Genomic DNA, 13,448 nt, shown 5'->3' with positions numbered 1-13,448 from the left:
CCGTCGCGGGCCGCACCGGTTCTGCCGCCACTGAGTCTTCCTGGCTGAGGCGTGGCATCCGCCCCCGGTGTCGAATGAGGGCGGATGCCTACGGCTTTTTTGGCCAGCTCGGCACTTCTCGGCGCATACCGACAGGCATCGCCTGCGCGGGCATCTCGCCCCAACTGCCCTGCCCGCCTTCCAGACTCTCACTCTGCTCGTCAGGCGGGGTATTGCCAGGCGTTGCTTGCGGCGGGGTCGGCGGAGCCTCGGCAGGCGGTGGAGCTTTTGCAGATGGCGAGCCGGTGCTACGGCGATGACGCAGGGCAAACTCAGCGACCGCATCGATATCCTCAACCATGATCTGCCGGGCACCGCGCCAGGCTGCATGAGCGCGTGCCGCACGTAGCCAGACCAAATCCGCACGCAACCCGTCCACACCCGCGGCAAAACAGCGCTCGGTAATCTGCCCAAGCGCCTGATCGTCCAGAGGGACTGTCGGCAGTAGCGCGCGCGCCTGTTCGCAACGCTGTTTCAAGGCGTTCTGTTGATCCGCCCACTGCTCACAGAACGCAACAGGATCGGCATCGAAATCCAGTCGTCGGCGAATGATTTTTCCACGCTCGGCCGGGACCGTAGGGCCACTCAACACCACGTTCAAACCGAAGCGATCCAGCAATTGGGGGCGCAGCTCGCCCTCTTCCGGGTTCATCGTCCCAATCAGGACAAACCGCGCCGGATGACGATGGGAGATGCCATCGCGCTCGACAATGTTGGTCCCGCTGGCCGCGACATCCAGCAGCAAATCGACCAGATGGTCGGCCAGCAGATTGACCTCGTCGACATACAGCACCCCGCCATTCGCTTTAGCCAACACACCTGGCGAGAACTGCGCCCGGCCTTCTCCGAGGACCGCATCCAGGTCCAGCGTGCCCACCAGGCGCTCCTCTGTCGCGCCCAGCGGCAACGTGACAAATTGCCCGCTGGCCAGCAAATCGGCCAAACCTCGCGCAAGCGTTGACTTGGCCATGCCGCGCGGGCCTTCGATCAGGATGCCACCAATCCTGGGGTCGATAGCTGTCAAACACAGCGCCAGTTTCAGCTCTTCGGCACCGACCACCGCAGCCAATGGGAAATGCGGGATATCGTTCATGCTCGTCTCTCGAAAATCATCAGTGTTCTTCTATATCCAGCAGCAGGTTTTCCAGCGCCTGGCGGTACTCACCCGGCGCCTCCCATAACCCACGCTGCTGAGCTTCCAGCATGCGCTCGGTGATATCGCGTAACGCATCAGGGTTGTGCTGCTCAATGAATGCACGGGTCGAAGGGTCCAACAAATAGGCATCGGCCAGCAATGCGTACTGGTGATCATCAATCAAATGCGTGGTGGCGTCGAAAGCAAACAGAAAGTCCACCGTCGCGGCCATCTCGAACGCGCCTTTATAGCCGTGGCGCTTGACCCCTTCAATCCACTTTGGATTGGCCGCGCGCGCACGCACGACCCGGTTCAACTCCTCTTTCAGGGTGCGGATTTTTGGTAAGTCCGGCTGACTGTGGTCGCCATGGTAGCTGGCGGCTTTATGTCCGCTGAGGCTTTCCACGGCGGCGAGCATGCCACCTTGAAACTGGTAATAGTCGTTGGAGTCGAGCAGGTCATGCTCGCGATTGTCCTGGTTCTGCAGCACGGCTTGTACGTGGGACAATCGCTGAGCAAAACGCTCGCGCGCTGGCGTGCCTTCATCAGCGCCCCCATACGCGTAACCGCCCCAGTTCAGGTAGACCTCGGCCAGATCTTCGCGACTTTGCCATAAGCGCCCGTCGATAGCGCCTTGCACGCCGGCACCATAAGCACCCGGCTTGGCGCCGAAAATGCGCCAACCAGCCTGTCGTGCGGCATCGTCGGCACTCAAACCGTTGCTCTCAAACGCCTGGCGTTCTTCGCGCACCTTGGCCGCCAGTGGATTGAGTTCATCCGGCTCATCAAGGGCGGCGACCGCTTGAACCGCAGCATCGAACAGGTGGATCAGGTTGGCGAATGCGTCGCGAAAAAAGCCGGAGACGCGCAATGTCACGTCCACCCGAGGCCGGTCGAGCAGGCTCAGAGGCAGGATTTCAAAGTCGTCGACCCGCTGGCTGCCCGTGGCCCAGACTGGACGGGCCCCCATCAGGGCCATGGCCTGGGCAATATCGTCACCGCCGGTGCGCATGGTCGCTGTACCCCAGACGGACAGACCCAGCTGACGCAGGTGATCGCCGTGATCCTGCAAGTGCCGCTCCAGCAGCAGGTTCGCCGATTGAAAACCGATACGCCACGCGGTCGTGGTTGGCAGATTACGCACGTCCACGGAAAAGAAATTACGCCCGGTAGGCAGCACATCCAGGCGCCCACGGCTGGGGGAACCGCTGGGCCCTGCCGGAACGAATAGACCGCTCAACGCGTCCAGTAGACCCTGCATTTCCGCAGGACCGCAGGCATCCAGCCGTGGCGCAACAACTTCGCTTAAATTATAAAGAATAAGTGCCAAGTCATTGTTTTCAGTCAACTCACTGATAGGATTTAGCATCAACACCTGCTCGATCAGCCACGCTGCATACAACTCCAGCCGCTCACGCGTATCACCCGCCGTGCGCCAGGGTTCGGCGCTGATATCCAACAGTGACGCAGGGCGAGGCCCACTCCAGGGCTCTGACAGCACGCAGTCCAGAGGGTCGAAGTTCAGTTCGAAAGCTTTGCTCAGGGCGCGCAACAGGCTCGATTGCGCGCCACGGCCATCACCGCGAGGAATCCGGAGCAACGCGAGCAAGGTGTCGATGCGCAGACGCCCGCTGGGCGATTCGCCGAAGATATGCAGGCCATCGCGAATCTGCGATTCCTTCAGATCACACAGGTAAGTGTCCAGACGTGGCAACCAGAGGGCAGCATCCGCATCGGCGTTGAGCGCCTCGTCCAGTTGCAGTTCACGATCGATCCGGGTTTCACGCACCAGCTTGAGGATGTCTCGTTGCAGTTCGCCTGCACGGCGTGGATCGAGCAGTTGAGCTTCGTAATATTCATCGGCGAGCACTTCCAGATCACGCAGCGGACCGTAGGTTTCGGCCCGGGTCAGTGGCGGCATCAAGTGATCAATGATCACTGCCTGGGTCCGGCGCTTGGCCTGAGCGCCCTCACCAGGGTCGTTGACGATGAACGGATAGATGTTCGGCATCGCACCCAACACGGCGTCCGGCCAGCAATTTTGCGACAGGCCGACACCTTTGCCCGGCAGCCATTCGAGATTGCCGTGTTTGCCCACGTGCACCACGGCATGCGCGCCGTAGACTTTGCGCAACCAGAAGTAGAACGCCAAATAACCATGGGGCGGCACCAGGTCGGGGTCGTGATAGACCGCGCTGGCGTCTACTTGGTAACCCCGCGCGGGCTGAATACCCACAAACGTCAGGCCAAAACGCAGCCCCGCGACCATCATTCGGCCTGCGCGAAACATCGGGTCGCCCTGCGGCGCGCCCCAGCGGGCGGTCACTGCCTCGCGATTGGCAACAGGCAAGTCATTGAACGCAGCCTGATACTCGTCCAGCCCCATGCTTTGCTGACACGGGCGCAGATCAATGCTGTCCAGATCATTGGTCACTCCACCGAGCAACGCATGGATCAAGGCCGTGCCACTTTCAGGCAACGGCGCCAGCGGATAACCCTCGGTTTGCAACGCGCGCAAAATATTCAGCGCGGCTGCTGGCGTGTCCAAACCAACGCCATTACCGATCCGACCGTCGCGGGTGGGGTAATTGGCCAGAATCAACGCGACGCGCTTGTGTTGATTGGGCAGACGCGCCAAATCAATCCAGCGTCGCGCCAGTTCGGCAACAAAATCCATGCGCTCGGGCTGGGCGCGATAACACACCACATCGGATTGGCTGCGCTCGCTGTGCCAGGCCAGATCCTTGAAACTGATCGGCCGGCTGATGATCCGCCCATCCAGCTCGGGCAACGCGATATGCATCGCCAGGTCCCGTGGACCCAGTCCTTGCTCGCTGGCGGACCACGCGGGTTCATTGTCCTGGGCGCAGATGGCCTGGATCACCGGAACATTGCGCCGAAACGGTCGCACATGGGGGGCTTCAGGGCTGGATTGAGCGAAGCCGGTGGTATTCAGGATGAGCGCGGCACCGACCTCATCAAGCAGGTCTTCCACCACCGTCAGGCAGCCCGGTTCTTTCAGGCTGGCGACCGCGATGGGTAAAGGATTCAAACCCTGTGCCTGCAAACGGGCGCAGAACACGTCGACAAAGCCGGTGTTGGCCGCTTGCAGATGGGACCGATAGAACAACAACGCCACGACGGGCTGAGCAGTATGCCAATCGGCCTGCCAGTCACTCAGCTTGGCATTGGCCTTGTGCGGATGGTAGATCGCGGTACGTGGCAAAGCTTGAGGTTCTGCCCAAGGATAATCGCGGCCCAGCCAACAGTTTGCCAAACAACGATACAGCTCAAGCGCGTTGTGCATACCGCCCTGGCGAAGGAAATGCCAGAGCCGCTCGCCTTCTTCCGCGGCAACAGTGCTCAAGCCGCTCAGCTCCGGGTCCGGACGATCATCGCCCGGCACCAGAATAAGCTGCACCCCCTGTCCCGCAAGCTCCACCAGACGCTCGACGCCATAACGCCAATACCCAATGCCGCCATGCAGGGAAATCAGGATGACCTTGGCATGCCGTAGAACTTGATCGACGTACATGTCCACTGACGCGTGATTTTGCACTTGCATCGGGTTGGCCAGACGCAGACTGGGGTAATCCTCAGGCAACTGTTGCGCCGCCTCGGCGAGCAACGCCAAATGTGAATCGCCGCTGCAGAGAATCACCAGCTCGGCCGGGGTTTGCCCCAGATCAGCGATGCTGTCGTCAGGTACAAAGCCGCCAGGTTGGGTTCTCAGTAAATGCATAAGTCAGCCGGCAACCGCTGCGTGCAGTTGGGCTTCGAGAACGCCGGCGTCGAGTTCCTGACCAATCAACACCAGATGGGTCGCACGTTCTTCCTCGGTACGCCAGGCACGGTCGAAATGCTTGTCGAAGCGCGTCCCGACGCCTTGAATCAGCAAGCGCATCGGTTTGCCCGGAATCGCCGCGAAACCCTTGACCCGCAAAATACCGTGCTGCACCACCAGTTGCGTCAAGGCGTCCAGCAACAGGCTTTCGTCGGCCTGCGGCAATTTGATCGAGATCGAATCGAACGCATCATGATCATGGTCGTCATGGTCATCGCCTTCGTGATGATCATGGTGGGTGCGGCGGCTATCGATATGCACCTCCGACTCGGCGCCCAGCCCCAGCAACACGCTGATGGGCAAACGACCGCTGCTGGCTTCGATCACTTTGACCGCGGGTGGCAGTTCTTCGGAGACTTCAGCGCGGACGGTCGCCAAGCCTGCCGCATCAAGCATGTCGGATTTGTTGAGGATGACCAGGTCCGCGCTCGCCAGTTGATCGGCGAACAACTCGTGCAGTGGCGACTCATGGTCAAGGTTCGGGTCGAGTTTGCGCTGTGCGTCGACTTGATCCGGGAATGCAGCGAAAGTGCCTGCCAACACCGCAGGGCTGTCGACCACGGTAATCACCGCATCGACCGTGCAGGCGTTACGAATTTCTGGCCACTGAAACGCTTGAACCAAAGGTTTTGGCAATGCCAGGCCAGAGGTTTCAATCAGGATGTGATCCAGGTCGCCGCGACGGGCAACCAATTCGCGCATGACCGGGAAGAACTCTTCCTGAACCGTGCAGCACAGGCAACCGTTGGCCAACTCATACACACGACCGCTGGCTTCTTCTTCGGTGCAGCCAATGGTGCATTGCTTGAGGATGTCGCCATCAATGCCCAGTTCGCCGAATTCGTTGACGATCACCGCGATGCGCCGACCTTCCGCGTTGTCGAGGATGTGCCGCAGCAACGTGGTTTTGCCCGACCCGAGGAAACCGGTAACGATAGTGACGGGAAGTTTGGCCAGTGATTTCATCGGATGCCCTTTGGCAAAGCGGCGGGCAAACAGGACGATAACCACGTAGCACATGCACGCAGATCAATTCGCCACCGGATCACCCCGCCCGGTTGTAGTGAGAATCTTGTTCCGAGGCAGGTCTCCTGGCTGACGGTGGCGTGTTGGCAGCCTATAAAAAGCGTCCAGCACGCGTTCATTGCGCCTTCCCGCACGCGTGCAGTGGCAGTGCAATGAACATGACCGTTTACAGTTGCGGGGGCAGCCGCGGCTTGAACCGCGTTCCCTTTTAGCTCCGTGCAATACCGGAGCACCTCGAACGAGCAAGGCTACGCAGTGGCTGCGGACAGGTCAATCACCGGCTAAGCCGCAGATGCTCTGGATTGACTCCTGTGCGTGCTCATGTTTTCCTACGGCCTTGTTTCGGGTGCCCTTCACAGGGTGAAACGGGAAACCGGTGCGCTTCATGCCAACAGGCATAAGCAAGTCCGGCGCTGCCCCCGCAACGGTAAGCGAGTGAAGAATCAGATCCACTGTGCCAGCAGTCCGGCATGGGAAGGTGATTCTTGATGGTCAGTCTGCACAGACCCCTCGCAAGCCCGGAGACCGGCCCGACAAATCATCTGACAAACCCGCGGTGGGCGGGCGCTGTTGAACCTCTACTGACGCCTGTCAGTGGTGTTTTCATGCGCTTGCCTACTTGCCGACACTTGAGGGAAGCGCCATGTCGATCAGCACTATCAGCCACTCAGCTACCACCACATCCACTCAGACCCGACGCCTGACGGCTGCCGTCAGCGCCCTTCTGCTGGGTGCCTTTCTGGTCTACTTCGCCGGCTTCTCGCATATCAATGCCGTCCACAACGCGGCGCACGACACCCGCCACAGCTCTGCCTTCCCTTGCCATTGAGACCTGCCGCCATGTTCAAGCGTATCGCTCAAACGGCCGGGTTCACGGGTCTGTTCGCCGCACTGTTGTTGACGCTGCTGCAAAGCGTCTGGGTTGCGCCGCTGATTCTGCAAGCGGAGTCCTATGAGAAGGCACCGACAGAGCAGGCCCATGAACACGCTGAGGGCGTTGGCGCAGGGCATGTTCACGACGCCGAGGCATGGGAACCTCAAGACGGCTGGCAACGTGTCTTGTCCACCACCGGAGGCAACCTGGTGGTCGCAGTCGGTTTTGCATTGATGCTGGCGGGGCTTTACACCCTACGTGCGCCGGGCCGTACGTCTCAGGGGATACTGTGGGGGCTGGCCGGGTTTGCCGTGTTCGTTCTCGCGCCGACCCTGGGCCTGCCACCTGAGCTGCCGGGGACTGCGGCGGCTGATCTGGTTCAGCGACAAATCTGGTGGGTGAGCACAGCGGCATCTACTGCCGTCGCCTTGGCACTGATCGTGTTCAGCAAACATTGGTTGCTGAAGGTGCTGGGTGTAGCGATCCTGCTGGTGCCACACGTGATGGGTGCACCGCAACCAGACGTGCATGAGAGCCTGGCCCCTGAAGCTCTGGAAGCTCAGTTCAAGATCGCCTCGCTGCTGACCAATGCGCTGTTCTGGATCGCCTTGGGTCTGATCAGTGCTTGGCTGTTCCGCCGCAATAATCATGAAGTGAACGCCCAACACGTCAATCACGGCGCATGACCCGGCAGCACTCGGTGCCGACCCTGGCGGTCGGCCTCGGCTGCCAGCGCGGTTGCCCTGCAAGCCGACTGCTGGAACTGATTGAACAGGCTTTGCAGGGTCATGGGCTGAAAATTGAAGCCATCACTGCCCTCGCCTCCATTGACCTGAAACGTTCTGAGCCGGGTTTGCTGGCGTTGGCAGAGCGTCTGGGTCTGCCACTGGTGTTTTTCAGTGCAGCAGAGTTGAGCTGTTTCGACGCGCGACTCAGTCATCGTTCTGCCATCGCGTTCGCCCACACCGGTTGCTACGGCGTGGCCGAAAGCAGTGCATTGGCGCTGTTACAGCGCCTTGGTGGACGTCATGGCGAATTACTGATCACCCGGCAGAAAAACCAGCAAGCGACATTTGCCTTGGCCGGTGACGTACTCAATCGTCGATAATCTGTCCGTTTTCACTCCCACTCAAAAGCCTAAGGCTGGATTCTGGAGCACCCATGACCGTTTTTTTTATCGGCGCAGGCCCCGGCGACCCGGAACTGATCACGGTCAAAGGCCAGCGCCTGATCCGCAGTTGCCCGGTGATTATCTACGCCGGCTCACTGGTACCGACCGCTGTCCTTGAAGGGCATCAGGCGGTACAGGTGATCAATAGCGCCGAGTTACACCTGGAGCAGATCATCGCCGCGATGAAATCCGCTCATGAACAAGGCTTCGATGTCGCTCGGGTGCACTCCGGCGATCCCAGTCTGTATGGCGCGATTGGCGAGCAGATTCGTTACCTGCGCGAACTGGATATCCCCTTCGAAATCATCCCCGGCGTTACCGCCACCGCTGCCTGCGCCGCACTGTTGGGCACCGAACTGACGCTGCCGGATATCTCTCAGAGTGTGATCCTGACCCGCTATGCCGATAAAACCTCCATGCCTGCGGGCGAGGAGCTGGCAAGCCTGGCGCAGCATCGGGCGACCATGGCGATTCATCTAGGGGTCAAGAACCTGGCAAAAATTGTCGCCGAACTGACCCCGCAATACGGCGCTGATTGCCCGATTGCCGTGGTCCATCGCGCCAGTTGGCCGGATCAGGATTGGGTACTCGGAACGCTCGCCGACATCCAGGAGAAAGTTCGCGCCAAAGGGTTTCGCCGCACGGCATTGATTCTGGTAGGCAGGGTATTGGCCAATGACCAGTTCGCCGAATCGTCGCTCTATCGGGCCGGACATGCGCATCTATACCGGCCCTGATTGCCAAGAGCCCGCAGTGTTTGGCATTGTTGCCGAAGCTTTCCTTCCCCCGAACACCTGCGAACGAGGTCACCTCTATGCTTGAACTTCGCCCGAGCTGTGAATGCTGCGACCGCAACCTGCCTGGCGACAGTCTGGACGCGTTGATTTGCTCGTTTGAATGCACCTTCTGCAGCGATTGCGCGCACGACCGTCTGGGCGGTCGCTGTCCCAATTGCTCCGGGCAACTTCTGCCACGTCCGGCACGCACCGGGGCTGCACTGCTGAAAAATCCGGCTTCAAGCCAGCGCGTGTTCAACCCTGCTGGTTGCGCCAAGGCTGGCTAAACCAGGCACTGGCAGAACCAAAAAAAATGCCTCGAACCAGTCGAGGCATTTTTTGCAGCTGTTTTATCGCGTAGAGGCGCCCGACTTAGTAGTAGGCGTTTTCTTTTTGCGTATGGTCAGTGACGTCCCGCACACCGTTAAGCTCAGGAATACGCTCAAGCAGAGTGCGCTCGATCCCTTCTCTCAAGGTCACGTCAGCCTGACCGCAGCCCTGGCAACCGCCACCGAACTTCAGCACCGCGATATTTTCGTTGTTCTCTTCAATCACATCAATCAGCGAAACCTGGCCGCCATGGCTGGCCAGCCCCGGATTGATCTCGGTTTGCAGGTAATAATTGATGCGTTCGTTGATCGGGCTGTCGGCATTGACCATCGGTACTTTGGCGTTTGGCGCCTTGATGGTCAGTTGGCCGCCCATTCGGTCGGTGGCGTAATCGACAACCGCATCATCCAGAAACGCTTCGCTGAAGGAGTCGATCCAGGCAGTGAAGCTTTTCAGGCCAATGGCCTTGTCTTCCGGTTTCTCTTCGCCCGGCTTGCAATAAGCAATGCAGGTCTCAGCGTATTGGGTGCCAGGCTGGGTAATAAACACGCGGATGCCGATGCCCTGAGTGTTCTGCTTTTCAAGCAAATCGGCCAGATAGTCGTGGGCGGCATCGGTAATAGTAATAGCGGTCATGAAAATTCCTCGCAGACGTGGGCGCAGTTTACGCCAATCATTCGCGCCGCACAAAGTCCTAGTAATTATGTCGGGAAAGAGCGACCGCCTCGCCCACCGCTCTTCGCTTGTCCAGCCAGCCTTTGAGGCGCAGATAAAGTCCTTTTTCGATAAATTCGTAACTGCCCCAGGCTCCGACGGCAATCAACGGTACACACACGGCAAACACCGCATACGGATTGAGCCCATAGCGTTCAGACGCCAGCCATCCGCCATAGAGAACCAATACGTGGAGTAAGTACACCGAGTAGGAACAGTCGCCCAGTACCTTGAATAATCGATTGCCCTGGAAGTACGGTTCCAGTGAGATACAGGCGACGACAATCAACGCGCTGGGCAGCCCCCAGTTCATAAACCGTTGTGAGGGTGGCAGGTGGTAAATAGTGACGAAGGCCCCGGCAATCGCCAGCAGCGGCAGCCATAGCCGTGGAGTGATCCAGCCCCGGCTGTAGATAATACCGATGCCGATGCCGAGCAGAAACTCGTACACAATGTCGTTGCGGTAGAAATGGCTGATCCAGCCGTAACGGGTCAACACCTCACTCACCGCGAACAATGCGGCCGCGACAACCAGTGGCCGATGACGTTGATGGACCAGGAACACCAGTGAGAATAATAGATAGAAGAACATTTCATAATTCAGCGTCCAACCCACGTTCAACGTAGGGTACATGCCATAACCGCCGGGGTTTTCAGAAGGGATGAATAACAGGGAAAGAATAAAGTTCTGCCAACTGATCACTTGATGCGGCAATAGCGGACTGGCGACTACCAACAGCAGCCCCATGGCGGCCGTGTAGACCCAATATGCCGGGACGATACGGATGATCCGATTGACCATGAAGCGTCCAGCTGGCATGTCTTTGTTTTGCGTGGACAGATAGATCACCAGCCCACTGATCACGAAGAAAATATCGACCCCTACCGCCCCCCTGTCGACGAAGAACTGCCCTACGGGGCCTTTGGCATGAAAATCAAAGAAAATCTGCATAAAGTGGTGACACACAACTGCCCACGCGGCGAGTGCCCGCAAGGCTTGAACCGAAATCAACATCCGCAACTCACCTGTTTTCAAATCAACATCAAGGACCCCGAATAGACTGCTACTTCAGGTCGTCTCGATACGTCGGACCGCGACAAGGGCCAAAAGGTTGCGCGGGATTGATGACTGGTAGATGGCTGCGGGCCATGTTTGTCAAGGCGTTCAGCTCAATACGAGCGTGTCAACGGCTTCGCAGGCTTACCTGCGAAGCCGTTTAAAGAACGGCTACAGATTCTCGTAACGGTTCATGTCCAGCATGCCCGCCTCAACCGGCTCGGTCTCCTGGATATAGCGTGTCAGGTCATGAAAATAGAACCAGAACTGAGGATTGCTCCGGCGAATGCCCCATCGCTGAACGATTTTTTCGAACGCATCAGCGTCCCGCGCCTGCTCCATGGCGCGGACAAACGCGGGCACCTGCACAGCAGGAATATTGAACATAAAGTTCGGGTAGCTGCTCAGCACGCCGGGATAGATAGTCAAGGTGTCCAGCCCCGGTTGATAGCGGGATTCCTCACCCAGCATAAAGGCGACGTTACTGTGTGCACGGTTGCGCAGCAGGCTGTAGAGCTCGCGCTTACCATCGCTGGCCTGGATTCGGAGCATGCTTGCTTCCGGTAACTGGGCGATCACCTGCAAACCCGCCGCCGGGCGAGACGTCAGGCGACTCAGAGCCTGTTCGGCGTAGCGCAATTCGGGCACCAGGGTTTGCCGGGCACAGTACGCGCCACTGCAGCGGTTGATCGGGTCCGGCCGGCCATTCAAGTCGCCGTAGCGCACCAGCAACTGAAGGGCGAAATCACGTTTGGGGTCTTTTTCATTGAGCTTAAGACCGCTTGGCGCGTCGTCGTCGATGCCCTGATAGTCCAGCCACATTTTCACTTTGCCGCCTTCCTGGTACCAGTCGCTCAAGATCTCATCGCGCGAGTCAGCGGGCATCAGCCGCAGAAAGTTCTGCTCGGCACCGTTGCGGATCAGGTCGAAATACAACCGAGTCTGCGCTTGATGCGCAACGTTGCCGAATACGTCGAAATTGACCGCAAGCTGGTAATAGGTTCGCTCAAGGATGGGGAAGTCGAACAGCCACATCGTCTGCGGGATTTCGCCGATCAACCCTTTATTGACGGAGGCGCTGTCGTAGTGACGAAAAATCGACAACAAGGCGTTGTCGTTACCGGCCCACAACGTCGACCAACTGGGGGCTGGCGCCTGAGCATAGGTTTTGCTGCGTAGTGCTTCGTACTCATTGCGCTTGTCGCGATAGGAGTGCCACAGAGTCAAAACGCTGCCAACGTCGTCGATCTGGCCGGGCATCGACAACAGGGGCGTAGCCTTGTCACGATAAGCCGCATCCGTGAGGTACAGATCATGTGCCGGGTCCTGAAAAAGAGCCCAGAAATTATCGCGAATGACATCACTGGCGATATTCCCACGGCAGACCGGACCACGGATAAAGGTGCGCACGAAGTACTCGGCGTTGTCGAGCATGAACTGATAACGCGCTTGGGCAGGAATCGCCTGAAACGTGTCGAACGGATTGGCGCGGTGCCGTGGGCCGTAGCCAGGCGAAGCGCTGACAGTCCAGTCACCGCTGTAGAACAGCTCTTTGACCCGCGCCATTTTGCCTGGGCTCATCGGGTATGTGATGTGGGTCTTGTGCACGATCACCCCTTGTACTGGCCACAAGCGGTAATACACGTCGGAGCCCGGATCATCGTTGGGTCGTCGTGTATTGATCAGGTCGATGGGCTGACCGCTGGGCGTGCGCGAACGAACCCACTGAAAGAAATGCCCAGGCTCGCCGCCTTCAAAATAAATGTGTGCCAGAAACAGATGCTCGTATAACCACCGCGCCACTAACCCTTCCTTGGCGCCGCGGGCATTGAGCATGTCTTCCCACTGAGTGATTTGCAGCGTCTCGCTGGCGCTCGGGGCCAGCGCCTGTTGATCAATCGGCGCACCCGCCGCCAACCAGCGCCGCAAGGTTTGATACTGCGGTTCGGTCAGGCCGGTCACTGCCAGCGGCATGCCTTCCTTGGGATGGTTGCCGGCATAGGTATCGAACTCAGCCGGCATTGGGCATTGATTATCTCGGTCCATCCCCAGAACGATCTCGGCCGGAACTTTGGCATTGGGCGTCAGTGGCGTTTTATGGCCGAGCTCGAGCATCCGCGCCATCAGTGCAGCCTGACTGCCTTGCGCATCAAACACCGAATAGAAGCCTTTATGCTGCCAGGCCGTGACGCTATGGGCATCGTAATACAGTCGGGTAGGCGCCTCGGCTTCGCTGCGCCTGCCGTTATACACCTGAACTTTCGACGCGCCCCGCAGAGCTCCTTCGGCACTGCCCAGGTTGAGCTGGCATGCGGCGTCATAACAGGCATGGCAGGCGACACACTTCTCGGTAAAGATCGGCTGCACGTCTCGGGTGTAGGAAATAGACGAGGAAGGGTTCGACCCTGAATCTTGCGCACGTACCCCACTGCACAGGAGCAGCAAAAAGAGGCTTGCGAGTACCCGATATGGCATGTCCAGT

The 13,448-nt window shown here is 58.9% G+C and carries 11 protein-coding genes and 2 riboswitches; of the genes, 5 read left to right on the top strand and 6 right to left on the bottom strand.

Annotated features, from left to right (window positions below):
• Positions 1 to 88 precede the first annotated feature (88 nt).
• The 3 genes from RHM55_RS01385 to cobW are packed head-to-tail and all read right to left on the bottom strand — an operon-like array spanning position 89 to position 5,984.
• The gene (locus RHM55_RS01385) at positions 89 to 1,132 is read right to left on the bottom strand and encodes an ATP-binding protein (protein WP_322179165.1); all 1,044 of its coding nucleotides are present in this window, start codon (positions 1,130 to 1,132) and stop codon (positions 89 to 91) included.
• A 19-nt stretch (positions 1,133 to 1,151) separates the two neighbouring features.
• Positions 1,152 to 4,916: a cobaltochelatase subunit CobN gene (gene cobN, locus RHM55_RS01380; protein WP_322179164.1), complete on the bottom strand. Its 3,765-nt coding sequence runs from the start codon at positions 4,914 to 4,916 to the stop codon at positions 1,152 to 1,154.
• Positions 4,917 to 4,919: 3 nt separating this feature from the next.
• Positions 4,920 to 5,984 carry a cobalamin biosynthesis protein CobW gene (gene cobW / locus RHM55_RS01375; protein ID WP_322182677.1) on the bottom strand — a complete coding sequence of 355 codons (1,065 nt, stop codon included), beginning with the start codon at positions 5,982 to 5,984 and terminating at the stop codon, positions 4,920 to 4,922.
• 97 nt (positions 5,985 to 6,081) lie between these two features.
• Positions 6,082 to 6,296: riboswitch (cobalamin riboswitch) on the bottom strand.
• Between the two features lie 75 nt (positions 6,297 to 6,371).
• Positions 6,372 to 6,593, top strand: a riboswitch (cobalamin riboswitch).
• A gap of 94 nt (positions 6,594 to 6,687) precedes the next feature.
• Here cobW and RHM55_RS01370 point away from each other — a divergent pair.
• The 5 genes from RHM55_RS01370 (at position 6,688) to RHM55_RS01350 (ending at position 9,152) form a co-directional block, all read left to right on the top strand.
• Complete coding sequence (locus tag RHM55_RS01370) at positions 6,688 to 6,873, top strand: CbtB domain-containing protein (RefSeq protein ID WP_219059772.1); 186 nt, start codon at positions 6,688 to 6,690, stop codon at positions 6,871 to 6,873.
• A gap of 11 nt (positions 6,874 to 6,884) precedes the next feature.
• Positions 6,885 to 7,604 (top strand): CbtA family protein, encoded by a 720-nt coding sequence (locus RHM55_RS01365; protein ID WP_322179163.1) that lies wholly within the window; start codon positions 6,885 to 6,887, stop codon positions 7,602 to 7,604.
• Entirely contained in the window at positions 7,601 to 8,026 is a 426-nt protein-coding gene (locus RHM55_RS01360) for a cobalamin biosynthesis protein (RefSeq protein WP_322179162.1), read from the top strand. The genes RHM55_RS01365 and RHM55_RS01360 overlap by 4 nt, the downstream gene beginning before the upstream one ends.
• A 53-nt stretch (positions 8,027 to 8,079) precedes the next feature.
• Positions 8,080 to 8,826: a precorrin-4 C(11)-methyltransferase gene (gene cobM / locus RHM55_RS01355; protein ID WP_322179161.1), complete on the top strand. Its 747-nt coding sequence runs from the start codon at positions 8,080 to 8,082 to the stop codon at positions 8,824 to 8,826.
• Between the two features lie 77 nt (positions 8,827 to 8,903).
• Positions 8,904 to 9,152 (top strand): DUF1272 domain-containing protein, encoded by a 249-nt coding sequence (locus RHM55_RS01350; protein ID WP_322179160.1) that lies wholly within the window; start codon positions 8,904 to 8,906, stop codon positions 9,150 to 9,152.
• Between the two features lie 85 nt (positions 9,153 to 9,237).
• On the opposite strand, the gene nfuA is transcribed toward RHM55_RS01350, so the two are convergent.
• From nfuA to RHM55_RS01335, 3 genes are all read right to left on the bottom strand, one after another.
• On the bottom strand, positions 9,238 to 9,831 hold the full coding sequence (gene nfuA, locus RHM55_RS01345; protein WP_322179159.1) for a Fe-S biogenesis protein NfuA: 594 nt from the start codon (positions 9,829 to 9,831) through the stop codon (positions 9,238 to 9,240).
• A gap of 58 nt (positions 9,832 to 9,889) precedes the next feature.
• Complete coding sequence (locus tag RHM55_RS01340; protein ID WP_322179158.1) at positions 9,890 to 10,924, bottom strand: acyltransferase; 1,035 nt, start codon at positions 10,922 to 10,924, stop codon at positions 9,890 to 9,892.
• 213 nt (positions 10,925 to 11,137) lie between these two features.
• Positions 11,138 to 13,441: a fatty acid cis/trans isomerase gene (locus tag RHM55_RS01335; protein ID WP_322179157.1), complete on the bottom strand. Its 2,304-nt coding sequence runs from the start codon at positions 13,439 to 13,441 to the stop codon at positions 11,138 to 11,140.
• Between the last annotated feature and the right edge of the window lie 7 nt (positions 13,442 to 13,448).

Origin of the sequence: Pseudomonas sp. MH9.2, from assembly GCF_034353875.1 — a bacterium.
Taxonomy (GTDB): domain Bacteria; phylum Pseudomonadota; class Gammaproteobacteria; order Pseudomonadales; family Pseudomonadaceae; genus Aquipseudomonas.
Note: the sequence above shows the minus strand (reverse complement) of the source record. Positions and strands in the feature narration are given on the sequence as shown.